At 70.7% G+C, this 22831-nt stretch carries 18 protein-coding genes; 9 read left to right on the top strand and 9 right to left on the bottom strand.

Going from position 1 to position 22831, the window contains the following annotated elements; translation table 11 throughout:
- Positions 1-5 precede the first annotated feature (5 nt).
- The gene (locus tag ACZ7L1_RS04280; RefSeq protein WP_471434041.1) at positions 6-1013 is read left to right on the top strand and encodes a COX15/CtaA family protein; all 1008 of its coding nucleotides are present in this window, start codon (positions 6-8) and stop codon (positions 1011-1013) included.
- Between the two features lie 25 nt (positions 1014-1038).
- On the opposite strand, the gene ACZ7L1_RS04275 is transcribed toward ACZ7L1_RS04280, so the two are convergent.
- The 3 genes from ACZ7L1_RS04275 to ACZ7L1_RS04265 all read right to left on the bottom strand — a co-directional run bounded on the left by ACZ7L1_RS04275 (position 1039) and on the right by ACZ7L1_RS04265 (position 3580).
- The gene (locus tag ACZ7L1_RS04275) at positions 1039-2145 is read right to left on the bottom strand and encodes an amidohydrolase family protein (protein WP_471434040.1); all 1107 of its coding nucleotides are present in this window, start codon (positions 2143-2145) and stop codon (positions 1039-1041) included.
- Positions 2146-2211: 66 nt separating this feature from the next.
- Entirely contained in the window at positions 2212-2547 is a 336-nt protein-coding gene (locus tag ACZ7L1_RS04270; RefSeq protein ID WP_471434038.1) for a hypothetical protein, read from the bottom strand.
- 79 nt (positions 2548-2626) lie between these two features.
- Positions 2627-3580, bottom strand: a complete 954-nt coding sequence (locus ACZ7L1_RS04265) for a heme o synthase (protein WP_471434229.1) — start codon at positions 3578-3580, stop codon at positions 2627-2629.
- A 369-nt stretch (positions 3581-3949) separates the two neighbouring features.
- On the opposite strand from ACZ7L1_RS04265, the gene tkt reads away from it, so the two are divergent.
- From tkt to pgl, 5 genes are read left to right on the top strand one after another with little or no spacing between them, the layout of a single operon-like run.
- Entirely contained in the window at positions 3950-6037 is a 2088-nt protein-coding gene (gene tkt / locus ACZ7L1_RS04260; protein WP_471434036.1) for a transketolase, read from the top strand.
- A 34-nt stretch (positions 6038-6071) separates the two neighbouring features.
- Entirely contained in the window at positions 6072-7190 is a 1119-nt protein-coding gene (gene tal, locus ACZ7L1_RS04255; RefSeq protein ID WP_471434034.1) for a transaldolase, read from the top strand.
- A 4-nt stretch (positions 7191-7194) separates the two neighbouring features.
- Complete coding sequence (gene zwf, locus ACZ7L1_RS04250) at positions 7195-8727, top strand: glucose-6-phosphate dehydrogenase (RefSeq protein ID WP_471434032.1); 1533 nt, start codon at positions 7195-7197, stop codon at positions 8725-8727.
- The gene (gene opcA / locus ACZ7L1_RS04245) at positions 8724-9815 is read left to right on the top strand and encodes a glucose-6-phosphate dehydrogenase assembly protein OpcA (protein WP_471434030.1); all 1092 of its coding nucleotides are present in this window, start codon (positions 8724-8726) and stop codon (positions 9813-9815) included. Before zwf ends, opcA begins: the two co-directional genes overlap by 4 nt.
- Positions 9812-10594, top strand: a complete 783-nt coding sequence (pgl, locus tag ACZ7L1_RS04240) for a 6-phosphogluconolactonase (protein ID WP_471434028.1) — start codon at positions 9812-9814, stop codon at positions 10592-10594. The genes opcA and pgl overlap by 4 nt, the downstream gene beginning before the upstream one ends.
- A 101-nt stretch (positions 10595-10695) precedes the next feature.
- On the opposite strand, the gene ACZ7L1_RS04235 is transcribed toward pgl, so the two are convergent.
- The 5 genes from ACZ7L1_RS04235 to ACZ7L1_RS04215 form a co-directional block, all read right to left on the bottom strand.
- A complete protein-coding gene (locus ACZ7L1_RS04235; RefSeq protein ID WP_471434027.1) occupies positions 10696-11535 on the bottom strand; it encodes a carbohydrate ABC transporter permease in 840 nt (279 codons plus the stop codon).
- Positions 11532-12890 (bottom strand): carbohydrate ABC transporter permease, encoded by a 1359-nt coding sequence (locus ACZ7L1_RS04230; RefSeq protein WP_471434026.1) that lies wholly within the window; start codon positions 12888-12890, stop codon positions 11532-11534. The genes ACZ7L1_RS04235 and ACZ7L1_RS04230 overlap by 4 nt, the downstream gene beginning before the upstream one ends.
- A gap of 6 nt (positions 12891-12896) precedes the next feature.
- Positions 12897-14222, bottom strand: coding sequence for an ABC transporter substrate-binding protein (locus ACZ7L1_RS04225; protein ID WP_471434024.1), 1326 nt, complete (start codon positions 14220-14222; stop codon positions 12897-12899).
- A gap of 37 nt (positions 14223-14259) precedes the next feature.
- Positions 14260-15906: a glycoside hydrolase family 13 protein gene (locus ACZ7L1_RS04220; protein ID WP_471434022.1), complete on the bottom strand. Its 1647-nt coding sequence runs from the start codon at positions 15904-15906 to the stop codon at positions 14260-14262.
- Between the two features lie 168 nt (positions 15907-16074).
- Positions 16075-17346 carry an ABC transporter substrate-binding protein gene (locus ACZ7L1_RS04215; RefSeq protein WP_471434021.1) on the bottom strand — a complete coding sequence of 424 codons (1272 nt, stop codon included), beginning with the start codon at positions 17344-17346 and terminating at the stop codon, positions 16075-16077.
- A gap of 131 nt (positions 17347-17477) precedes the next feature.
- On the opposite strand from ACZ7L1_RS04215, the gene ACZ7L1_RS04210 reads away from it, so the two are divergent.
- From ACZ7L1_RS04210 to ACZ7L1_RS04200, 3 genes are all read left to right on the top strand, one after another.
- Positions 17478-17993, top strand: coding sequence for a PadR family transcriptional regulator (locus ACZ7L1_RS04210; protein WP_471434019.1), 516 nt, complete (start codon positions 17478-17480; stop codon positions 17991-17993).
- Entirely contained in the window at positions 17990-18748 is a 759-nt protein-coding gene (locus tag ACZ7L1_RS04205; protein ID WP_471434018.1) for an ABC transporter ATP-binding protein, read from the top strand. The genes ACZ7L1_RS04210 and ACZ7L1_RS04205 overlap by 4 nt, the downstream gene beginning before the upstream one ends.
- Before the next feature lie 61 nt (positions 18749-18809).
- Positions 18810-21092, top strand: a complete 2283-nt coding sequence (locus tag ACZ7L1_RS04200) for an ABC transporter permease (protein WP_471434016.1) — start codon at positions 18810-18812, stop codon at positions 21090-21092.
- A gap of 75 nt (positions 21093-21167) precedes the next feature.
- Here ACZ7L1_RS04200 and pgi read toward each other — a convergent pair whose 3' ends face one another.
- A complete protein-coding gene (gene pgi / locus ACZ7L1_RS04195) occupies positions 21168-22820 on the bottom strand; it encodes a glucose-6-phosphate isomerase (protein WP_471434228.1) in 1653 nt (550 codons plus the stop codon).
- Positions 22821-22831 lie beyond the last annotated feature (11 nt).

The following is a 22831-nucleotide window of genomic DNA, read 5'->3' as shown; positions in this document are numbered from 1 at the left end:
CTACCATGAAAGGCGTGCCAAACGTGACCCGCGCCGACGCCGTAGCGGCCGTGCGCAACCCGCTCGCCTTCATCGCCGCACGCTGGACCCCGCATCCCAGGACGGTTCAGCGGGCGGCGCTCGCCGCGCTCCTGATGTCGGTGGTGATCGTCGTGACCGGCGGTGCCGTGCGCCTGACCGGCTCCGGGCTGGGCTGCCCGACCTGGCCCGAGTGCACGGACGGCTCGCTGACCACGACCCGCGCCATGGGCTGGCACGGCGCCATCGAGTTCGGCAACCGCATGTTGACGTACGTGCTGTGCGCGGCCGTCGGCTGGGCGATCGTCGCGGCCCGTTCGGAGAAGCCGCGGCGGCGCAGCCTCACCCGGCTCGGCTGGGCGCAGTTCTGGATCGTGATGAGCAACGCGGTCCTCGGCGGCATCGTGGTCCTGGTCGGCCTCAACCCGTACACCGTCGCCGCCCACTTCCTGCTGTCCACCGCGCTCATCACGGTGGCCACGGTGATGTGGCAGCGCACACGGGAGGGCGACGAGGCACCGCGCCCGCTGGTCGGCAAAGCCGTCCAGCAGTTGGTGTGGTTCCTGGTGGTCGCCTCCGTGCTGCTGATCGCGGTCGGCACGGTCGTCACCGGTGCGGGACCGCACGCGGGCGACTCCCGCGAGGTCGATCGGATGCACGTCGACTGGGAGACCGTCGCCAAGGGGCACGCCGTGCTCGCCTGGATCGTGGTGACGCTGACGTTCGCCCTGTGGTTCGTCCTGAGGGCGGTCGACGCGCCGGTCGGCCCGCTGCACCGCACCCGTGAGCTGTTCCTGATCCTCCTCGGCCAGGGCGTCATCGGCTACGTGCAGTACTTCACGCACCTTCCGGAGCTTCTGGTCGGCTTCCACATGTTCGGCTCCTGCCTGGTGTGGATCGGGGTGCTCCGGGTGCTGCTGTCACTGCGGGAGCGCACCGGCGTGACCGCCGGCCTTCCGGGTCCCTCGACGGAGTCGGCCCTCACCAACGCCTGACGGACCCGCGCCCCGGCCGTACGGCTCACTCCAGCCCGTAGACCCGCCGCGCGTTCCCCGCCGCGATCATCCCCGCCACCCGCTGCGCGTCCGCGAGCGACCAGGCGCCCTCGGCGACCCAGCCGCCCAGCAGCCGGGACAGCGCCTCGCGGAAGAGGCGGGCGCCGACCACATGGAGTTCGGGCAGGCCGTGGGCGCCGCTGGAGAAGAGGACCTTGCCGAAGGGCGCCAGCTCCAGGACCTCGGCCAGGACGGCGGCGGCCCGGGCGCCGGTGCGCACCAGGGCCGCGCCCAGGTCCGCGTAGACGTGCGGGAAGACACCGGCCAGGTGCGCCGCGTGCCGGTGGTACGGATAGCCGTGCAGCAGGACGAGGTCCGTTCCGAGACCGGCACTGGCGCGCACGAAGTCGGTGAGCAGGACGGGGTCGGTGCGGTCGATGCGCAGGCCCGGTTCGCCGAGGCCGGCGTGGAGCTGGAGCGGCCGGCCCGAGGCCACCGCGCTCCACAGCAGATGGCGCAGCAGCACCGGGTCCGAGAGGGTGCCTCCGACTCTGCGGCCCGCCAGCCAGCGGCCGGCCGCGCCGCGCACCTCCCCCGGGCCCGGCGGCTCCGGCGCGAGCGCCAGACCGTGCCGTACGCCGGCCACCGAGGTGAACGCCACCGCGTGTGCCGCCGCCCCGTGGATCGACTCGGCGAGATTGGCGAGGAACCCCTCGACGGTGCCGGAGGTGTCGGCCACCTGTTCGGCGAGCAGCTCCAGGCGGACGATCTCGTGTGCCTCGGCTTCCCCGGCGGACGCCATCTCGGCGGGCCCGGTCAGATCGCCGGGCAGCCCGGTGTCGACGAGGTAGGTGGTGATGCCGCTGCCGCGCAGCAGCCTGCGCCCCGACTCCAGGACGCCGAGTTCCCGCCGACGGGCGAGATAGCGGGCCGGCGGGCAGTGCGGCTCCAGACCGAGCAGCGGCGGACACCAGCGGCGTACGGCGAAGCCCGTCTGGGTGTCGAAAAGCGTCGTACCGGCGGCGGGCGGCCCCTCGGTACGGGCGAGGTGGGCCTCGAAGGTGCCGAGACCCAGCTCGGTACGGACCACGCCGTGGCAGTACTGGTCCACCAGGGACGGCGTTTCGATCATCCGGACTCCCGTGACTGGACCGTGCCTCCTGAAGGTCCTAACGGGTGAACCCGGCGTGAGGTGTTGCTACTGGGCGGTGCGCGTGCCGCCCACCTGGATCCCCGCCATGCGCGTCCACTCGTACGGGCCGGTCTTCACCTTGCCCGCGAACTCGCCGTCGAACGCCTCGTGGACGGTGATGCCGGACTTCTCCACCGCCTTCTCGGCCACGGCGTAGGTGGGCGCCACGACGTCGCCCCAGGTGCCGTCCTCTCCGACGAGCACGATGCGGGCCCCGCGCCGCCCGATGTACGCGACCTGGCCCTCGGCGCCGCCGTGGGCCTTGGAGAAGGAGTCGATCTGCCGGGCGATCCGGGCCACCCTGCGCTCGTCCTTGGGGTCAACCTGCTGCGTGTCTGCCATGGTCAGGATGCTACCGACGAGTAGATCGACTGGCGAGAGCAGTGCCCTGTGACGTACGTCGGCTGCCCCGAGGTGTTCGTCAGCGGAGGAACGGATCCACCGCCACCGCGACGAACAGCAGCGAGACATACGTGATCGACCAGTGGAAGAGCCGCATCTCCTTCAGCTTCACCCCGGTGGCCTCCGCCTTCGCCCGGTTCTGCAGCGCGTGCGCCTCCCACAGCCACCAGCCGCCCGCCGCCAGCGCGACCGCCGTGTAGAACCAGCCGGTGTAGCCGAGCGGGGTCAGCAGCAGGGAGACCGCGACCATCACCCAGCTGTAGATCACGATCTGCCGGGCGACCACCTTGTTGGAGGCGATGACCGGCAGCATCGGCACGCCCACGCGCGCGTAGTCCTCCCTGACCTTCATGGACAGCGGCCAGTAGTGCGGCGGCGTCCAGAAGAACATGACGAGGAAGAGGATGACCGGCGCCCACGACATGGAGTCGGTGACGGAGGACCAGCCGATGAGCACCGGCATGCAGCCGGCGATGCCGCCCCACACGATGTTCTGCGAGGTACGGCGCTTGAGGATCATCGTGTAGACGACGACGTAGAAAAGGAGGGCTCCGAGCGACAGCCACGCCGACAGCCAGTTGACGGTGAAGCCGAACAGGAGCGTCGAGACGACCGCCAGCGTGATGCCGAAGGCGAGGCACTCGCGCGGGCTGACCATGCCGGTGACCAGCGGGCGCTGGGAGGTGCGGTCCATGAGCGCGTCGATGTCGCGGTCGATGTACATGTTCAGCGCGTTGGCGCCGCCTGCGGACAGGTAGCCGCCGACGCAGGTGAGCAGGACCAGCTTCAGGTCCGGCACGCCCTGCTGGGCGAGGAACATCACCGGGACCGTGGTGATCAGCAGCAGCTCGATGATCCGCGGCTTGGTCAGTGCCACGAACGCCTTTACACGGGCCCCGAACGGCCGGTGGCTCGGGCTCTTGCTCGCACCAAGCACCCCCGCTGGACGGGATTCGACGGCCGTCACGCACACCCCTGACAGAGACATCCCAGCGAGCCGTGGCTGTGAACGCCCAGTAAAGGCTCGCGCGTACTCACGCAACTTTAGACGTTGCCCGAAGCGCGCCCTTCGCGGGGGGTGGGTCGTGTTGGGCGGTGGCCGTGCCGCTGGTGAGTGAGGGGGAAGCACGAGCCGGACCCAGCTCGATTGAGCGATCGGATGAGCGCGCCCGTATTCAGTTGCCGACTGCGGATATGGCGGGTCGGGAGGCGGACTTCCTGGACTCCCGGCAGTCTGGAATGACCCGAAAAGACGCACGTACTTACAGGGGTAGGCTCAGCAGCGGCCGGTGGGCGCCCAGTGCACCGGCATTCGACATGTGGAGAGGAGCCCTGACCCAGGGTGAGCACCAAGCCGACCACCACAGACCTCGAGTGGACCGAGTTGGACCAGCGTGCGGTCGACACCGCGCGTGTCCTGGCCGCCGATGCCGTACAGAAGGTCGGAAACGGCCATCCGGGTACGGCGATGAGCCTGGCTCCGGCCGCTTACACCCTCTTCCAGAAGGTGATGCGCCACGACCCGGCCGACGCCGACTGGGTGGGCCGTGACCGCTTCGTGCTGTCCGCCGGCCACTCGTCCCTGACCCTCTACACCCAGCTCTACCTGGCCGGTTTCGGCCTGGAGCTGGACGATCTGAAGTCCTTCCGCACCTGGGGCTCGCAGACCCCCGGCCACCCCGAGTACGGGCACACGGTGGGCGTGGAGACGACGACCGGTCCGCTGGGCCAGGGTGTCGCCAACGCCGTGGGCATGGCGATGGCCGCCCGCTACGAGCGCGGTCTGTTCGACCCGGACGCCCCGCAGGGCGAGTCCCCCTTCGACCACTTCATCTACTGCATCGCCGGCGACGGCTGCCTGCAGGAGGGCATCTCCGCGGAGGCGTCCTCGCTGGCGGGGCACCAGAAGCTCGGCAACCTGATCCTTCTGTGGGACGACAACCACATCTCCATCGAGGGCGACACGGCGACCGCGGTCTCCGAGGACACGGCTCGGCGGTACGAGGCCTACGGCTGGCATGTGCAGCGCGTCGCCCCGAAGCCGGACGGCGACCTGGACCCGCACGCGATCTACAACGCGATCCAGGCGGCGAAGAAGGTCACGGACCGGCCGTCCTTCATCGCGATGCGTTCGATCATCGCCTGGCCCGCGCCGAACGCGCAGAACACCGAGGCCGCGCACGGCTCCGCGCTGGGTGAGGACGAGGTCGCGGCCACCAAGCGGGTCCTCGGCTTCGACCCGGAGAAGTCCTTCGAGGTCTCGGACGAGGTCCTGGCGCACACCCGCGAGGCGCTGCGACGGGGCCGTGAGGCCAAGACCGAGTGGGAGAAGTCCTTCCAGCAGTGGCGGGACAACAACCCCGAGCGCGCCGCCGAGTACGACCGGATCAGCAAGGGCGAGCTGCCCACCGGCTGGGAGGAGAAGCTCCCGGTCTTCGAGGCGGGCAAGGGCGTCGCCACGCGTGCCGCCTCCGGCAAGGTGCTTCAGGCGCTGGGTGCCGTCATTCCCGAGCTGTGGGGCGGCTCCGCCGACCTCGCCGGGTCGAACAACACGACGATCGACAAGAACAGCTCGTTCCTCCCGGTCGGCAACCCGCTGCCGGAGGCGAGCCCCTACGGCCGCACGATCCACTTCGGCATCCGCGAGCACTCCATGGCCGCGGAGATGAACGGCATCGCGCTGCACGGCAACACCCGTATCTACGGCGGCACGTTCCTCGTGTTCTCCGACTACATGCGCAACGCCGTGCGCCTGTCCGCGCTGATGCACCTGCCGGTGACGTACGTGTGGACGCACGACTCCATCGGCCTCGGTGAGGACGGCCCCACCCACCAGCCGATCGAGCACCTGGCCTCGCTGCGGGCGATCCCGGGCCTGAACATCGTCCGCCCGGCCGACGCCAACGAGACCGCGATCGCCTGGCGCGAGATCCTCAGGCGCTGGACGAAGGAGTTCGGCAAGGGCGCCCCGCACGGTCTGGCACTGACCCGTCAGGGCGTGCCGACGTACGAGCCGAACGAGGACACCGCGCGCGGCGGTTACGTGCTGTTCGAGGCCGAAGGCGGCGAGCCGCAGGTCATCCTGATCGCGACCGGGTCCGAGGTGCACGTCGCCGTCGAGGCGCGCGAGCAGCTCCAGGCCGACGGCGTTCCGACGCGGGTGGTGTCGATGCCGTCCGTGGAGTGGTTCGAGGAGCAGGACCAGGGGTACCGGGACAGCGTCCTGCCGCCGTCGGTGAAGGCGCGGGTCTCGGTGGAGGCAGGGATCGGGCTCACCTGGCACAAGTACGTGGGAGACGCCGGGCGCATCGTTTCCCTGGAGCACTTCGGTGCTTCGGCCGACGGCAAGGTGCTCTTCCGCGAGTTCGGCTTCACTGCCGAGAACGTCGCATCCGCCGCCCGGGAATCGATCGCCGCAGCCCAGCGCTGACGCTGATATACGACACGTAGGAGATGCATTTCCCATGACAGACGCACTCAAGCGCCTCTCCGAGGAAGGCGTCGCGATCTGGCTGGACGACCTGTCGCGCAAGCGGATCACGTCCGGCAACCTCGCCGAACTGATCGACCAGCAGCACGTCGTGGGCGTCACCACCAACCCGACGATCTTCCAGAAGGCGATCTCCGAGGGCGACGGCTACAACCAGCAGCTCGCCGACCTCGCCGCTCGCAAGGTCACCGTCGAAGAGGCGATCCGCATGATCACCACGGCGGACGTCCGGGACGCCGCCGACATCCTGCGCCCGGTGTTCGACGCCACCGAGGGCCAGGACGGCCGGGTGTCGATCGAGGTCGACCCGCGGCTCGCGCACAACACCCGGGCCACCGTCGCCGAGGCCAAGCAGCTGGCCTGGCTGGTCGACCGTCCGAACACCCTCATCAAGATCCCGGCGACCCGTGCGGGCCTGCCGGCGATCACCGAGACGATCGGCAACGGCATCAGCGTCAACGTCACGCTGATCTTCTCGCTGGAGCGCTACCGCGAGGTCATGGACGCCTACCTCAGCGGTCTGGAAAAGGCCCGCGAGAAGGGCCTGGACCTCTCCAAGATCCACTCGGTGGCGTCGTTCTTCGTCTCCCGCGTCGACACCGAGGTCGACAAGCGGATCGACAAGTTGGGCACCGACGAGGCCAAGGCGCTGCGCGGCAAGGCCGCCGTCGCCAACGCGCGCCTGGCCTACCAGGCGTACGAGGAGGTCTTCTCCTCGGACCGGTGGAGCGCGCTGGAGAAGGCGGGCGCGAACAAGCAGCGTCCGCTGTGGGCCTCCACCGGAGTGAAGGACAAGGCGTACAAGCCCACCCTGTACGTGGACGAGCTGGTGGCGCCGAACACGGTGAACACCATGCCGGAGGCCACCCTGGTGGCCACCGAGGACCACGGCGAGATCACCGGCAACACCGTCGCCGGCACCTACGAGCAGGCGCGCGCCGACCTCGACGCGCTGGCGAAGCTCGGGATCTCGTACGACGAGGTGGTCCAGCTCCTGGAGGACGAGGGCGTCGAGAAGTTCGAGGCGTCCTGGAACGACCTCCTCAAGTCGACCGAGGCGGAACTGCAGCGCCTCGCGCCCTCGGAGGGCTGAGATCTTGACATCCGTACACGGAGCGAATCCGCTTCGTGACGCCGCGGACCGACGGCTCCCGCGCATCGCGGGGCCGTCGGGCCTGGTCATCTTCGGCGTTACGGGCGATTTGTCACGTAAAAAGCTGATGCCAGCCGTTTACGACCTGGCAAATCGGGGTCTGCTGCCCCCGGGCTTCTCGCTGGTCGGCTTCGCCCGCCGCGACTGGGAGCACGAGGACTTCGCCGGGGTGGTCCACGACGCCGTCAAGGAGCACGCCCGCACACCGTTCCGCGAGGAGGTCTGGCAGCAGCTCCTGCAGGGGATGCGCTTCGTCCAGGGCACCTTCGACGACGACGACGCCTTCGAGCGGCTGCGCTCGACCATCGAGGAGCTCGACAAGGCGCAGGGCACGGGCGGCAACTTCGCCTTCTACCTCTCCGTGCCGCCGAAGTCCTTCCCGGTCGTCATCCAGCAGCTGAAGAAGCACGGCCTGGCCGAGCAGTCGGGCGGTTCCTGGCGGCGCGCGGTCATCGAGAAGCCGTTCGGCCACGACCTGAGGTCGGCCGAGGACCTCAACAAGGTCGTGCACGAGGTCTTCGCCCCGGACCAGGTCTTCCGCATCGACCACTACCTGGGCAAGGAGACCGTCCAGAACATCCTGGCGCTGCGGTTCGCCAACACGATGTTCGAGCCGATCTGGAACCGGTCCTTCGTGGACCACGTCCAGATCACGATGGCCGAGGACATCGGCATCGGCGGCCGCGCCGGCTACTACGACGGCATCGGCGCCGCCCGCGACGTCATCCAGAACCACCTGCTCCAGCTGCTGGCGCTGACGGCCATGGAGGAGCCCGCCTCCTTCGACGCCGACGCGCTCGCCGCGGAGAAGACCAAGGTGCTCGGCGCCGTCCGGCTGCCGAAGGACCTGGGCGCCTCGACCGTGTTCGGGCAGTACTCGGCCGGCTGGCAGGGCGGCGAGAAGGTCATCGGGTACCTCGAGGAAGAGGGCATCGACAAGAAGTCGAAGACCGACACCTACGCCGCGGTGAAGCTGGAGATCGACAACCGCCGCTGGGCGGGCGTGCCGTTCTACCTGCGCACCGGCAAGCGGCTGGGCCGCCGGGTGACGGAGATCGCGGTCGTCTTCCAGCGCGCCCCGCACTCCCCCTTCGACACGACGGCCACCGAGGAGCTCGGCCAGAACGCGGTCGTCATCCGCGTCCAGCCGGACGAGGGCGTCACCGTGCGCTTCGGCTCCAAGGTGCCGGGCACCTCGATGGAGATCCGGGACGTGTCCATGGACTTCGCCTACGGCGAGTCCTTCACGGAGTCCAGCCCGGAGGCGTACGAGCGCCTGATCCTGGACGTGCTGCTGGGGGATGCCAACCTCTTCCCGCGGACGGAGGAGGTCGAGCTGTCCTGGAAGATCCTCGACCCGATCGAGGAGTACTGGGACGAGCACGGCAGGCCTGCGCAGTACCCGGCCGGCACGTGGGGGCCCGTCGAGGCGGACGAGATGCTTCACCGAGACGGACGGAGCTGGCGCCGGCCATGAAGATAGACCTCACGGACACCACGGCCAGCAAGATCAACAAGGCGCTGGTGGAGGGCCGCCGGGCGATCGGCACGCCCGCCGTCGGCATGGTGCTCACGCTGGTCATCGTCACCGACGAGGAGAACGCCTACGACGCGCTGAGGGCCGCGAGCGAGGCCTCCCGAGAGCACCCCTCGCGCACCCTCGTGGTCATCAAGCGCGTCTCGCGTTCGCCGCGCGACCGCACCTCCTCGCGTCTGGACGCGGAGGTGCGGGTGGGCGCGGACGCGGGCACCGGTGAGACGGTGGTGCTGCGGCTGTACGGCGAGGTGGTGGACCACGCCCAGTCGGTCGTCCTCCCCCTGCTGCTGCCGGACGCCCCGGTCGTCGCCTGGTGGCCGGTCAACGCGCCGCTGGACCCCGCCAACGACCCGCTCGGCGCGCTCGCGCAGCGCCGGGTCACGGACTCCTACACGGCCGAGGCACCGGTGCGGGAGCTCAGCGCCCGCGCCGACGCCTACACCCCCGGCGACACGGACCTGTCGTGGACCCGCATCACGCCCTGGCGCTCGATGCTGGCCGCGGCCCTCGACCAGGTCACCTGCGAGGTGCGGAAGGTCGAGGTGGAGGGCGAGGAGTTCAACCCGAGCTGCGAACTCCTGGCGATGTGGCTGGCGGACCGCTTGGACGTCCCGGTGAAGCGCTCGCTCTCCTCGGGCCCCGGCCTGACCGCGGTCCGCATGGAGACGAACTGCGGCCCGATCGCCCTGGACCGCGCGGACGGCTCGCTCGCGACCCTGTCCATCCAGGGCCAGCCGGACCGTGCCGTGGCGCTGAAGCGCCGGGAGACGGCCGAGCTGATCGCGGAGGAGCTGCGGCGACTGGACCCGGACGACACGTACGCGTCGGCGCTGCGGTACGGGGTGGACCGGCTGAACGCAGGCGCCGCCGAGGCTTCGGCTCGCGAGCCGAAGGCCGGCGAGCCCGGGGCCGGCGAGCCCGCGGCTCAGGAGCCGGCGGCGGTCGAGGCCCCCGTGGAGACGGCCGCGAAGGCACCCGCGAAGAAGGCCACCAAGAAGGCCCCGGCGAAGAAGGCGGCCGCCAAGTGACTGCTCCCCAGCTCGTCGTGCACCGCGACAAGGAGTTGATGGCCCAGGCCGCGGCGGCCCGGCTGATCACGAAGATCGTGGACGCGCAGGCCTCGCGCGGCTCCGCGTCGGTCGTGCTCACCGGTGGCCGCAACGGCAACGGCCTGCTCGCCGCGCTCGCCGCCGCACCGGCCCGGGACGCCATCGACTGGGGCCGCCTGGACCTGTGGTGGGGCGATGAGCGGTACCTGCCCGAGGGCGACCCGGAGCGCAACGTGACCCAGGCCCGGGAGGCTCTGCTGGACTCCGTGCCGCTGGACCCGAAGCGCGTGCACGCCATGCCCGCGTCGGACAGCCCGTACGGCGCGGACGCGGAGTCTGCGGCCGAGGCGTACGCTGCGGAACTGGCCCGGGCCGCGGGTCCCGAGAACCACGGCTCGGTGCCCACCTTCGATGTGCTGATGCTGGGTGTCGGCCCGGACACGCATGTGGCGTCGCTGTTCCCGGAACTGCCCGCGGTGCGGGAGACGGAACGAACGGTCGTCGCCGTCCACGGCGCGCCGAAACCGCCGCCGACGCGCATCTCCCTCACGCTGCCGGCGATCCGGGCGGCGCGCGAGGTGTGGCTGCTGGCGGCGGGCGAGGACAAGGCGCAGGCGGCGGCGATCGCCCTGTCGGGCGCGGGTGAGATCCAGGCGCCGGCGGCGGGCGCGTACGGCCGCTCACGCACGCTGTGGCTGCTGGACTCGGCGGCGGCATCGAAGCTACCGCGCTCTTTGTACCCACCGGCGTCGCCGTGAGGAACGGGGGCGGCAGCGGATGACCCGGCTGCCGCCCCCGTCACCACGGGGGCGGCCGACTCCCGGGCCGGCCCCCGTGCGAGTCGCGTGGCGTGGCTCGGTCACTTGACCGAGCCCGCCATCACCCCCTGCACGAAGTGCCGCTGGAACGCGAAGAACACGACCACCGGCACGATCAGCGACAGGAACGCTCCCGGCGCCAGTACGTCGATGTTGCTGCCGAACTGCCGTATCTGGGACTGGAGTGCGACGGTCAGCGGTTGTGAGGAGCTGTCCGCGAACAGCAGCGCCACCAGCATGTCGTTCCACACCCACAGGAACTGGAAGATGGCGAGGCTCGCGATCGCGGGCCGCCCCACCGGCAGGACCAGCCGGGTGAAGATCCGCCACTCACTCCCTCCGTCCATCCGCGCCGCCTCCAGCATCTCCTTCGGCATCTCCGCGAAGTAGTTCCGCAGCAGGAACACCGCGAACGGCAGCCCGTACGCGACGTGGAAGAGGACGACGCCCGGGATCGTGCCGAACAGGCCCAGCGCGCCGAAGAGCTTCGCCACCGGCAGCAGACCGATCTGCACCGGCACCACCAGCAGCGCCACCACCAGCAGGAACAGCGGCTCCCGGCCGGGGAAGTCCAGCCACGCGAACGCGTACCCGGCGAGCGCCGCCAGCACGACCACCAGCACCGTCGCCGGCACCGAGATCAGCACGGTGTTCCAGAAGGCCTGCGTGATCCCGGCGTTCTTCAGCAGCGCCGAGTAGTTGTCGAAGGACAGCTGCCCGGGGCTGACCAGCGCTGTCCACCAGCCGCCCTTCGCCGTGTCCTCCGACGACCGCAGCGACGACACGAACAGCCCCGCCAGCGGGGTCAGCCAGATCAGGCCGACCACCACCAGGAAGGCCTGCACCAGCCCGTTGCCCAGCCCCCGCCGCACCGCGTTCATCGCTGACTCCTTCGAAAACGCCGGACGTTGAAGACCATCGCGGGGATCACCAGCAGCAGGAGCAGCACACCCAGCGCACTGCCGAGGCCCTGGTTGTTGCCGCCGCCGAACGAGACCAGCCACATCTGGGTGGCGAGCACGGTCGCGTCCTCCTGCACCGGCCCGGGCGCGATGATGTAGACGAGGTCGAAGACCTTCATCACATTGATGACGAGGGTCACGAAGACCACGGTCAGCACCGGTGCGAGCAGCGGCACCGTGATCCGCCGGAAGATCTGCCACTCGTTCGCCCCGTCCATCCGCGCCGCCTCCAGCGCGTCCCGCGGGAGCGTCGACAGCCCGGCGCCGATCAGCACCATCGCGAAGCCGGTCCAGATCCACAGGTACGCCCCGATGATCGCGGGCGTGACCAGTGCCGGCCCGAGCCAGGACACGCCCTGGTACGGCGCCGCGAAGTTCGAGGACGGCAGCTTCACCGTGTACGAGCCGGACTTCAGCCCCGGGAAGCGGAAGGAGCCGTCGGCCGCCGTCGTCGTACTGGCCGCCGTCCGCCCGTCGCGCACGGCCTCGACCTTCATCCCGGGCAGCCCGCTCTCCCGCGGGTCGACCTTCCCCTGCTTCCCGCCGCCACCGGGCGTGAAGTCCAGGTAGACGACCCCGCGCAGTTCGTCCGCCGCGGCCTTCTTCCCGGCCGCCGCGTACGCGGGCGAGGCATCCTTCGGCAGGTCCTTGGGCAGCACGCCGACCATCGCAAGCGTCACCGAGCCGCCGGGTGAGACGCCCGCACTCGTCGCGTACGACCCGTCACGGCCCTGCGTCAGGCCCTGCCCCTCGCGCGCCCGGGCCGTCGGATACGACGACGCGCTCTTGAACGCGTCGTGGATCGAGACCGCGGCCGCGTTCAGCACCCCCTTGTTGGGATCCTCGTCGTAGGCGAGCCGGAAGATGATGCCGGCGGCGAGGAAGGACACCGCCATCGGCATGAACAGCAGCAGCTTGAACGCCGTCGCCCAGCGGACCTTCTCCACCAGCACGGCCAGGATCAGACCGAGGCCCGTCAGCAGCGCCGGGGCCACGACCACCCAGATCGTCGTGTTCCGGATGGCCTTCAGCGTCGCCGGGTCGCGGAACATCTCGGCGTAGTTGTCCCCGCCCACGAACCGGGTGCCGGAGGCGTCGAAGAAACTACGGCCGACCGAGAACAGCACCGGGTACACGACGAGCGCACCGAGCAGCAGCAGCGCGGGGAACACGAACAGCAGGGCGATGATCCGCCCCCGCCGCCGGGTGCGGCGCCTCACGGCGGCACCGGCGGCGGTCGGCGGGCTCGCCTCATTCACAAGTGCAGCGCTCATGACCGGTCAGCCCTGGTAGGCCTTGGCCGCCGCGTCCTCCAGCTGGGCCGCGGTCGCCTTCGGGTTCGACGGGTCGCGCAGGAAGTCCTGCAGCAGCTTCCACTCGCCCGCGCCCTTGGTGCCGCCGAAGGCCGCCGGCGCCTGGTCGGACATGTCGAAGCGGACCGAATCGCCCGCCGTGATCAGGGACTTGGCCGTCGCCCGCGTCACGTCGTCGGAGTAGGAGGAGAGGTCGAGCTTCTTGTTCGGGGACAGGAAGCCGCCCGCCTTCGCCCACACGGCCGCGGCCTCGGGGGTCGCCAGGTACTCCAGCAGCTTCATGCCGGCCTTGGCGTTCTTGCCGTCCTTGAGGACGACGGCCGCGTCCCCGCCGCTGACGACCGGTGCCGTACCGCTGTCGACCGACGGGAACGGGAAGAAGTTCGCGTCCTTGCCGATGGTCTTTCCGAACTGGTCGTGCGCGACCCCGGCCACGAAGTCGCCCTCGTAGACCATGCCCGCCTGCGGCTTGGGCCCGAACACCTTCTCCACAGAGCCCGGGAAGTCGGTGTTCAGGGCTTCCTTCTGCCCGCCCGCGATCAGCTGCTTGTCCTTGAACAGCTTGCCCAGCGTGGTGAGCGCCTCGACCACGCTCGGGTCGGTCCACTTGAGCTTGTGCGCGGCGAGCGCGTCGTACTTCTCGGGACCGGCCTGGGACAGGTAGATGTTCTCGAACCAGTCGGTGAGGGTCCAGCCGTCCTCCCCCGCGACCGCGAAGGCGGCGAGGCCCGAGTCGGAGACGGTGTGCCCGGCCTTCAGCATCTCGTCGTACGTCTTCGGCGGCTTGACCCCGGCCTGGTTGAGCGCGTCGGGGCTGTACCAGACGGTCGACTTGTGGGCGGCCTTGAAGTACAGGCCGTACAGGGTGCCGTCGACGCTGCCGTACTTCCTCCACACCGGCGCGTAGTTGCTGTCGACCGACTTCTCGGTGGTCGCGGACAGCTGCTGGAGCCAGCCCTTCTTGGCGAACTGCTGGAGCACGCCGACCTGCGGGACCATCACGACGTCCGGCGCGTTGCCGCCCTCGATCTTGCTGCCGACGACGGTGGAGACGTTGTCGCCGGTGGAGATGAACTGCGTCTTGGCGCCGGTCTTCTCGCTGAACGCGTCCAGGACCTTCTGGAAGTTCTTCTGCTCGCTGCCGGTCCACACGCCGGCCACGGTGACCGTCTGGCCGCTGAGCGCCTTGTCACCGCCGCCCGCGGTGACGGGGCCGCCGCCGCAGGCGGTCGCGCCGAGTGCGAGGGCGAGGGCGGTGCAGCCGGTGAGCAGGGTGGTACGTCGTCGCATCATCGTTGATGTCCCTTCGGGGATGGGGGAATGAACGGGGTCAGAGGTCGGTGCCGTCGCTGATCCACCAGGCGGCCGTCGAGCCGGGGAGCACCCCGGGCGGGCAGGGGCCGCTGGCCAGCAGGGGGGTGCCGGAGACCGGCGCGGGCGTGGGGGCGGTACCGAAGTTGACGGCGCAGACCAGGTCGTCGCCGCGTACGAAGGCGAGGACGCCGGGCGGGGTCTCCAGCCAGCGCAACGTGCCCTCGCCCAACTGCGGGAGGGAGGAGCGCAGTTGGAGGCCGTCGCGGTACAGGTGCCAGAAGGAGCGGGTGTCGGCGAGGGCCCGGTCGGTGGCGTACTCCGCGAAGTACTCCGGCTGCGGCAGCCAGGGCCTCGCCCCCTCGGCGCCGGAGGTGAAGCCGAACGGGGAGGCCTGCCCGGACCAGGGCAGCGGTACCCGGCAGCCGTCGCGGATCCGGGCGCGGCTTCCGGTACGGCGGAAGATCGGGTCGGTGAGCACGTCGTCGGGCAGGTCGACGACCTCGGGCAGGCCCAGCTCCTCGCCCTGGTAGATGTACGCGGCTCCGGGCAGTGCCAGCATCAGCAGCGCGGCGGCGCGGGCACGGGCGGCACCGAGACCGCTGCCCTGCGGGGTGGGTTCTCCGTAGCGGGTGACGGTGCGCACCTGGTCGTGGTTGTTGAGGACCCAGGTGACCGTGGAGCCCGTGCCCGCGATGTCCTGCATGGCCTCGGAGACCACCTTGCGGAAGGCGTCGGGGTCCCAGGGGGCGCTGAGCAGGTCGAAGAAGAAGGCCTGGTGCAGCTCGTCCGGGCGGACGTACTTCGCGTGCTCACGGGCGGTCGGCACCGAGACCTCGCCCACCAGGAGGCGCTCACGGCCGTCGCGTGCCGTGTACTCCTCGCACACCGATCGCCAGTGACGCCACACGTCGTGCACCTCGGGCTGGTTCCAGGCGAGCGGGTTGACCGAGTCGCGGGTGCGGGCGTCGGCCTCCGGGTCCGGGGAGTCGGGCAGCTCCGGGTGCTTGAACAGGCCGGCGGCGACGTCGATGCGGAAGCCGTCGACGCCCCGGTCCAGCCAGAAGCGCAGCACCCGGTCGAACTCGGCGGGGACGTCCGGGTTGCGCCAGTTCCAGTCGGGCTGCTCGGGCGTGAACATGTGCAGGTACCACTGGCCGGGGCGGCCGTCCGCCTCCGTGATCCGGGTCCACGCCGGGCCACCGAACATGGCGTGCCAGTTGTTGGGCGGCTCGGAGCCGTCGGGCCCGCGGCCGTCGGCGAAGTGGAAGCGGGCGCGGGCCGGGCTGCCGGGCGGCGAGGCGAGAGCCTCCCGGAACCACGGGTGCTCGCTGGAGCAGTGGTTGGGGACGATGTCCAGGAGCACCTTGACGCCGAGCCGCCGGGCGGCCGCCGTGAGCAGGTCGAACTCGGCGAGGTCACCGAAGAGCGGGTCGACGTCGCAGTAGTCGGAGACGTCGTAGCCGTGGTCGTGCTGCGGGGAGGGGTAGAAGGGGCTCAGCCAGATCCCGTCGACGCCGAGCTTCTTCAGGTACGGCAGGCCGGCCCTGACGCCGGCCAGATCGCCGATGCCGTCGCCGGTGCTGTCCAGGAAGCTGCGGACGTACACCTGGTAGATCACTGCGTCGCGCCACCAGCGACGGATGTCGATGTGCTTGGGACTCACCCCGTTGACCTGTCTGTGCGTGCTAACGGTTATGCATGCATGTTAAGTAGCGGTTTCACGGGGGTGTCAACGAACAGTACGGAAACAACTGGGAAGTTGGGGGATCAAATCCGGACTTATCAGTGCACCGAGAGGTCAGATGAGACGTCCGCGTTACCTAACAGGTAACTAGCGATGCGAGATGGCGGCCAGCTCGCGCGCCAGGCGTCGCACTGCCGACCCGGGCGTCTCCTGCCCCGTCAGCGCGTCGTGCACCACCGCCTGCACCGCCAGGCTGACCTGGTCGTAGCGCGGGCTCTTGGGGCGCGGTGCGGCCGCGAGCACAGCGGCGCGCAGGGTCGGCAGATACGGGAACTGCCGCACGAGTTCGGGGTCGTCGTAAAGCGCGGCGCGCACGGGCGGCAGCGCCCCACGGGTGAGCACCTGGCGTTGGACGCCCTCGCCGGTGAGGTACGCGATCAGGCGCGCGGCCGACTCGGGGTGGCGTGCATGGGTGTTGACGGCCAGGTTGGAGCCGCCGAGAACACTCGTCCCCGGCCCGTCGGGCCCCGGCAGCGGGACGGCGCCGATCCTCCCGGCGACCTTCGAGCCCGGGGCGGAAGCGGCGACGTACGCGTACGGCCAGTTGCGCAGGAAGAGCAGCCGGCCGTCCTGGAAGGCCTGCTTGGACTCCTCCTCCTTGTACGTCAGCGCCACCTTGGGAATCCACCCCTCTCGGACCCCACGGACGAGGAAGCCGATCCCCTGGCGGGCCGCGTCGGAATTGACGGTGACCCGGGCACCCTCGTCACCGAGGATGGTGCCGCCCGCCGAGTACACGGCCTCGGCCGCGTTGACGGTGAGGCCCTCGTAGGGCAGGAACTGGCCCGCATAGCCGCCGAGCCCGTACTTGGGCGCGATGGTCTTCGCATCGTGCTCCAGTTCGGCCCAGGTGCGCGGCGGCGGCACGCCCTCCTTGGCGAGGATGTCCTTGCGGTACAGGAGGAGCCCGGCATTCGTGACATACGGGACGGCGTACAGCTGTCCGTCGTAGGTGGCCGTGTCGACGACCGGCGGCAGGAAGGTCCTCAGCGGGAACCGGTCGCGCGGCAGCGGGCGGATCCAGCCCGCCGCCGCGAACTCGGAGGTCCAGGCGACGTCGATGTTCAGGACGTCGAACCGGCTCCGGTCGCCGCCGCGCAGGTCGGTGGTCATCTGCGCATGCGTCTCGTCGGCGGAGTCCGGCAGCTCGACGAGGGTGACCTTCTCGCCGGGGTGGGTGCGGTTCCAGCCCTGAAGGAGCGGGCCGAGGTAACCGGTGAGGTCTCCCGCGGTGGCCAGGGTGAGCGGGCCGCGGCCCCCGGTACTCCCCTCGTCGGCGCGGGCGCCGGAGGCCACGTAACCCGTCATGACCACGGCGAGGACGAGGAGGCACCTACCGGCGGCGCGTATCCACCGCATAGGTTCCTCCCTGTACACATGCACATGGCTCCGGGCACCATCGCCCAGGAGTCAGAGGCCATGTATACCTGTTAGGTATGGGCGATACTAGGGCCTGGAGCACATTGTGAGCAGACAGGAGGACAGCACGAGTGCGCCTGCCCCTCCTGGCACTCCTCGCGCGCGGCCCCGCCCACGGCTACGAGCTCAAGCAGGACCTTGAGCAACTGCTGGGCTCCGCGTACCCTCAGCCGAACGTCGGCCAGATCTACGTCACCCTCGGCCGCCTCGAGAAGTCGGGACTGATCGAGGGCGAGGACGTCGAGCAGTCCAGCCGGCCCAACAAAAAGGTCTACCACCTCACAGACGCCGGGCGGGAGGCGCTGCACGCCTGGTTCGAGGCGACCGAGGACGAGCCGCGGGTACGGGACGAGTTCTTCATGAAGCTGGCGCTCGCCCCGCGGACCGGTCTCGCCGACCAGATCGCCCTGATCAACAAGCAGCGGCGCCAGTACCTCAACACCATGCGCGACCTGTCGAAACTGGCCGCCGCCGAAGACCGCGACAACCGTATCGCCCATCTGCTGATCGAGGGTGCGATGCTGCACCTGCAGGCCGACCTCGACTGGCTGGAGCGGTGCCAGGAGGAACTGGAGGAGCTGGAATGAGCGAGCGCCCCACTCCTCTGCTGCGCGCCGAGGGCCTGGTCAAGACCCACTACGGCGAAGGAGCCCCGGCGCACGCCGTACGCGGGGTCGATCTCAGCCTCTCGCACGGTGAGTTCGTGGCGGTCACCGGCCCGTCCGGCGCCGGGAAGTCGACGCTGTTGCACCTGCTCGGCGGGTTGCAGCGACCCGACGGCGGCAGCATCTGGCTGGACGGCGAGCGCACCGACTCCTACAGCGAGGCGCGCTGGGCCGTGGAGCGCAGGAAGCGCATCGGGATCGTCTTCCAGTTCTTCAACCTGGTCTCCGACCTGTCGGTCGCGGACAACGTGGAGCTGCCCGCCCTGCTCGCCGGTGTGCCGCCGAAGCAGGCGCGGGCCGAGCGGGAGGCGCTGCTGGCCGAGCTGGGCCTGACCGGCAAGGAGCGCAGCATGCCGGGCGAGCTGTCCGGCGGCGAGCAGCAGCGGGTCGCGCTCGCCCGGGCCCTGGTCAACCATCCGCCGCTGCTGCTCGCCGACGAGCCCGCGGGCAGCCTCGACAGCAAGGGCACCCGCGAGGTGATGCGGCTGCTGTCCCGCTTCCACCAGCGCGGGCAGAGCATCGTACTTGTCACCCATGACGCCCGGCTGGCGAGCGCCGCCGACCGCGTCATCAGCTTCTTCGACGGGCGGATCGTCGACGACGCCGAGCTGGACGCCACGCCGCCGCGCCGGGCCGGGACCTCCGGTGTGGCCGGCGTGCTGGAGTTGAAGGACTGAGTGCGGTGTACGACCACCTGACGCGCTCGGGCGCCCTCCCAGGGACCAGGGGCTGAAGCCTGTGCGAGCCACCCTGCGCTGGGCGCACTCCGATCTGCGCACACACCGCGGCGAGGCACTGTTCATGGTGCTCGCCACCGCCGGCATCGTCGCCTCCCTGCTGCTCGCCACAGCCCTGTTCGGATACGCCACCAACCCCTGGCAGCGCATCTTCACGCAGGCGCGCGGTGCGCACGTGTGGATCCACACCGCCCGCTCCACCGACGCGGCCGTCCTCGCCCACCTGGACGGCGTCGAATCCGTCGCCGGACCCTACCCGACCGAGTCCGCGACTCTCGCCTCCCGTGGCACCCGCGCCTCCGTCGAACTGCGTGCCACCCCCGGGCAGCCCTCCGTCGGCCGGCCGCTGCTCGCCTCGGGCCACTGGCTGGATCCCGCCGACCCGGGCGGCGTGGTGCTGGAGAGCCGGCTCGCCCGGGCGCTGCTGGCGGAGCCCGGGGACAGGCTGACGGTGGCCGGTACGGCCAGGACGCTGACCGTGGTCGGGATCGCGGACAGCGCCGAACCCCGCTACCGCCCCGGTGAACAGTCCGGGCTCGTCTGGGCCCTGCCGTCCGCCGTGCGCGATGCCGGCGGAGAGGTGACCGGGCTGCGCCTGTCCAACCCCGACGACACGGACTACGCCGTCCAGCGCGCCGTCACCGCGCTGGGAGCCGGCGCGGTCACCGAGGTCTCGACCTGGCAACAGGCCCGGGCCGAGGCGCAGGGCGACAACCGGCTGCTGGGGCAGGTCCTCGGCCTGTTCGGTCTGGGTGCGCTGGTGGCGGCCGGGTTCGCCGTGCACGGGGCGATCGGCACCCGGGTGCGTGGGCATCTGCGGGACATCTCGGTACTGAAGGCGATCGGCTTCACACCCGGCCAGGTCGTCCGCGTCTTCCTGCTCCAGCACGTGGCCTACGCCCTGCTCGGCGCGGTGGCCGCGGCCGCGCTCGCCCAGGGGCTGGGCCGCCGGATCCCCGGGCGCTTCGGCGACGCGGTCGGCGTGTGGCAGGGGCTGCCGGGACACACCGTGGCGCTGTTCGCGGTCCCGGCCGGAGCGGTGCTGTTCATCGCCGCCACCACCGGGCTCGCGGCCTGGCGGGCGGGGCGGGTGCCTCCGGTGCCGGTGCCACGGCCCGCGGCCCCGGCCGGCGGACGTCTGACGGCCCTGGCACGCGGCGCTCTGGGTCTGCGGCTGTCGCCCGCGCTGGTCCTGGGCTGGCACCGGGCGTTCGCACGCCGGCCCCGGTCGCTGGCCACGGTCGCCCGGCTCGCCCTGCCGCTGCTGCTGATCGTGGTGGCGATGAGCGCGTGGACCACCATCGACCGCTTCCACTCCAGGCCCGACGAGGTCGGCCTCGCCGCCGCCCTCACCGTGCGCCCCGACAGCGGTCTCGACGAGGCGGCCACGCGCGCCCTGCTGGAACGCGACCGGCAGGTCGCCGACGCCTACCCGGGCGTCGAGGTGGCCGCCCTGGTGCCGGGCCAGACGGCCACCATCGCCCTGCGCGGTCTGGGCACCCGCCAGAACCCCTACCCCTACGCTCTCGCCGAGGGCCGTCCCGCGCGGGGCCCCGACGAGGCCGTGGCCGGGCAGGGGCTGCTGGACCTGCTGGATGTGCGGGTCGGCGACTGGGTCCGGATGACGGTGGGCGACCAGCCGCAGATCCTGCACATCGTGGGCCGCAGCATCGAACCGGAGAACGCCGGCCGGGTCATCTCCACCTCGCTGGACACCCTCCGCGAGAACGACCCGGGCCTGCGTCCCGCCCTCTACGAGCTCCGGCTGCGCCCGGGCGCCGATCCGCACCAGGTCGCCGGCGACCTGGCCAGAGCCACCCACGGACACCTGGACGTGCACCCGGTGGCGAACCCGGCGGACGGTCTGTCACCGCTGCGCGGAGTCGTCGCCGGACTGATCGCCGTGCTGGCGCTCATCGGGATCGTCGAACTGCTGACCGCGATCGGCGGCACCGTCCGCGAGGGCGAACGGGACCTCCTGGCGCTCAAGGCCATCGGCCTGTCCCCACGGCAGATCACCGCGATCACGGTCACGGCCACCGCCTGCACCGCCCTGGCCGCGGTGGCCGTCGGTACGGCGCTGGGTCTGCCCCTCGCCCACTGGCTGATCGACGCCCAGGGCCGCTCCAGCGGTATCGGCGCCGGGCTGGCCCGGGGGCCCTCCCCCGTCCTCCTGCTGCTGTTCGGCGCCGCGGCCGTGGCGGGAGCCGCCGCACTCGCCGCCCTGCCCGCGGCCCGCGCGGCCCGCCGCCGGCTCGCGGACACGCTGAGCGCGGTGGCCTGAGCACGCACGACGGCCTGAGCGGGGAGCCGGGGGCGGGAGGCGCACGGTCGTGCCGCCCGCCCCCCCGCCGTGGCACTAACGACCGCGCCATTCCCGGTACTTGGCGACCAGGGCCTTGCTGGACTCGTCCAGGCCCGGTACTTCGGCGCCCTCGGTCAGCGCGGGCTCGACGCGCTTGGCGAGGACCTTGCCCAGCTCCACACCCCACTGGTCGAAGGAGTCGATGTTCCAGATCGCGCCCTGGACGAACACCTTGTGCTCGTAGAGAGCGATGAGCTGGCCGAGGACCGACGGGGTCAGCTCCTTGGCGAGGATGGTGGTGGTCGGGTGGTTGCCCTTGAACGTCTTGTGGGGCACCAGCTCCTCAGGCACTCCCTCCGCGCGCACCTCGTCCGGGGTCTTGCCGAAGGCCAGCGCCTGGGTCTGGGCGAAGAAGTTCGCCATCAGCAGGTCGTGCTGGGCCTTCAGCTCGTCGGCGAGCTCGGCGACCGGCTCGGCGAAGCCGATGAAGTCGGCCGGGATCAGCTTGGTGCCCTGGTGGATGAGCTGGTAGTAGGCGTGCTGCCCGTTGGTGCCCGGGGTGCCCCAGACGATGGGACCGGTCTGCCATTCGACCTCGCGCCCGTCCCGGCCGACGTACTTGCCGTTGGACTCCATGTCCAGCTGCTGGAGGTACGCGGTGAACTTGGACAGGTAGTGCGAGTAGGGCAGCACGGCGTGCGACTGGGCGTCGTGGAAGTTGCCGTACCAGATGCCCAGCAGGCCGAGGAGCAGCGGCACGTTGGACTCGGCGGGCGCGGTCCTGAAGTGCTCGTCGACGGTGCGGAAGCCGTCGAGCATCTCCCGGAAGCGGTCCGGACCGATGGCGATCATCAGGGACAGACCGATCGCCGAGTCGTAGGAGTACCGGCCGCCGACCCAGTCCCAGAACTCGAACATGTTGGCCGTGTCGATGCCGAACTCCTCGACCTTCTCGGCATTCGTCGACAGCGCCACGAAGTGCTTCGCGACCGCCTCCTGGCCGGCCTTCAGCTCGCCCAGCAGCCACTTGCGGGCCGAGGTCGCGTTGGTGATCGTCTCGATCGTGGTGAACGTCTTGGAGGCGATGATGAACAGCGTCTCCGCCGCGTCCAGGTCGCGGGTGGCCTCGTGCAGGTCGGCGCCGTCCACGTTGGACACGAAGCGGACGGTCAGGTCGCGGTCGGTGTAGGCGCGCAGCGCCTCGTACGCCATCGCGGGGCCCAGGTCCGAGCCGCCGATGCCGATGTTGACGACGTTCTTGATGCGCTTGCCCGTGTGACCGGTCCACTCGCCCGACCGGACCCGGTCCGCGAAGTCGGTCATCTGGTCGAGCACAGCGTGCACCTTGGGCACCACGTTCTCGCCGTCGACCTCGATCACCGCGTCCCGGGGCGCGCGCAGGGCGGTGTGCAGGACCGCGCGGTTCTCGGTGGTGTTGATCTTCTCGCCGCGGAACATGGCGTCCCTGAGGCCGAAGACGTCCCGCGCGGCGGCCAGCTCGCGCAGCAGCCGCAGCGTCTCCTCGGTGACCAGGTGCTTGGAGTAGTCGACGTGCAGATCGCCGACCTGGAGGGCGTACCCGCTGCCGCGGCCCGGGTCCGCCGCGAACAACTCGCGCAGCCGCACCTCGCCGAGCTCCTCGCGGTGCTTGGCCAGAGCGGTCCACTCGGGCGTCTGGTTGAGCCTGGTACGGCTGTCTGCGTTCATCTGAGAGTTCA

The organism is Streptomyces sp. NPDC107546, assembly GCF_055639175.1.
This window is presented reverse-complemented; position numbering and strand designations above follow the sequence as displayed.

Bases quoted from the DNA above. Each gene is read 5' to 3' on its own strand.
- ACZ7L1_RS04280 (WP_471434041.1), top strand. From the start codon at position 6: ATGAAAGGCGTGCCAAACGTGACCCGCGCCGACGCCGTAGCGGCCGTG.
- ACZ7L1_RS04275 (WP_471434040.1), bottom strand. From the start codon at position 2,145: ATGATCGAAACGCCGTCCCTGGTGGACCAGTACTGCCACGGCGTGGTC.
- ACZ7L1_RS04270 (WP_471434038.1), bottom strand. From the start codon at position 2,547: ATGGCAGACACGCAGCAGGTTGACCCCAAGGACGAGCGCAGGGTGGCC.
- tal (WP_471434034.1), top strand. From the start codon at position 6,072: ATGACAGACGCACTCAAGCGCCTCTCCGAGGAAGGCGTCGCGATCTGG.
- opcA (WP_471434030.1), top strand. From the start codon at position 8,724: ATGAAGATAGACCTCACGGACACCACGGCCAGCAAGATCAACAAGGCG.
- ACZ7L1_RS04235 (WP_471434027.1), bottom strand. From the start codon at position 11,535: ATGAACGCGGTGCGGCGGGGGCTGGGCAACGGGCTGGTGCAGGCCTTC.
- ACZ7L1_RS04230 (WP_471434026.1), bottom strand. From the start codon at position 12,890: ATGAGCGCTGCACTTGTGAATGAGGCGAGCCCGCCGACCGCCGCCGGT.
- ACZ7L1_RS04225 (WP_471434024.1), bottom strand. From the start codon at position 14,222: ATGATGCGACGACGTACCACCCTGCTCACCGGCTGCACCGCCCTCGCC.
- ACZ7L1_RS04215 (WP_471434021.1), bottom strand. From the start codon at position 17,346: ATGCGGTGGATACGCGCCGCCGGTAGGTGCCTCCTCGTCCTCGCCGTG.
- ACZ7L1_RS04205 (WP_471434018.1), top strand. From the start codon at position 17,990: ATGAGCGAGCGCCCCACTCCTCTGCTGCGCGCCGAGGGCCTGGTCAAG.
- pgi (WP_471434228.1), bottom strand. From the start codon at position 22,820: ATGAACGCAGACAGCCGTACCAGGCTCAACCAGACGCCCGAGTGGACC.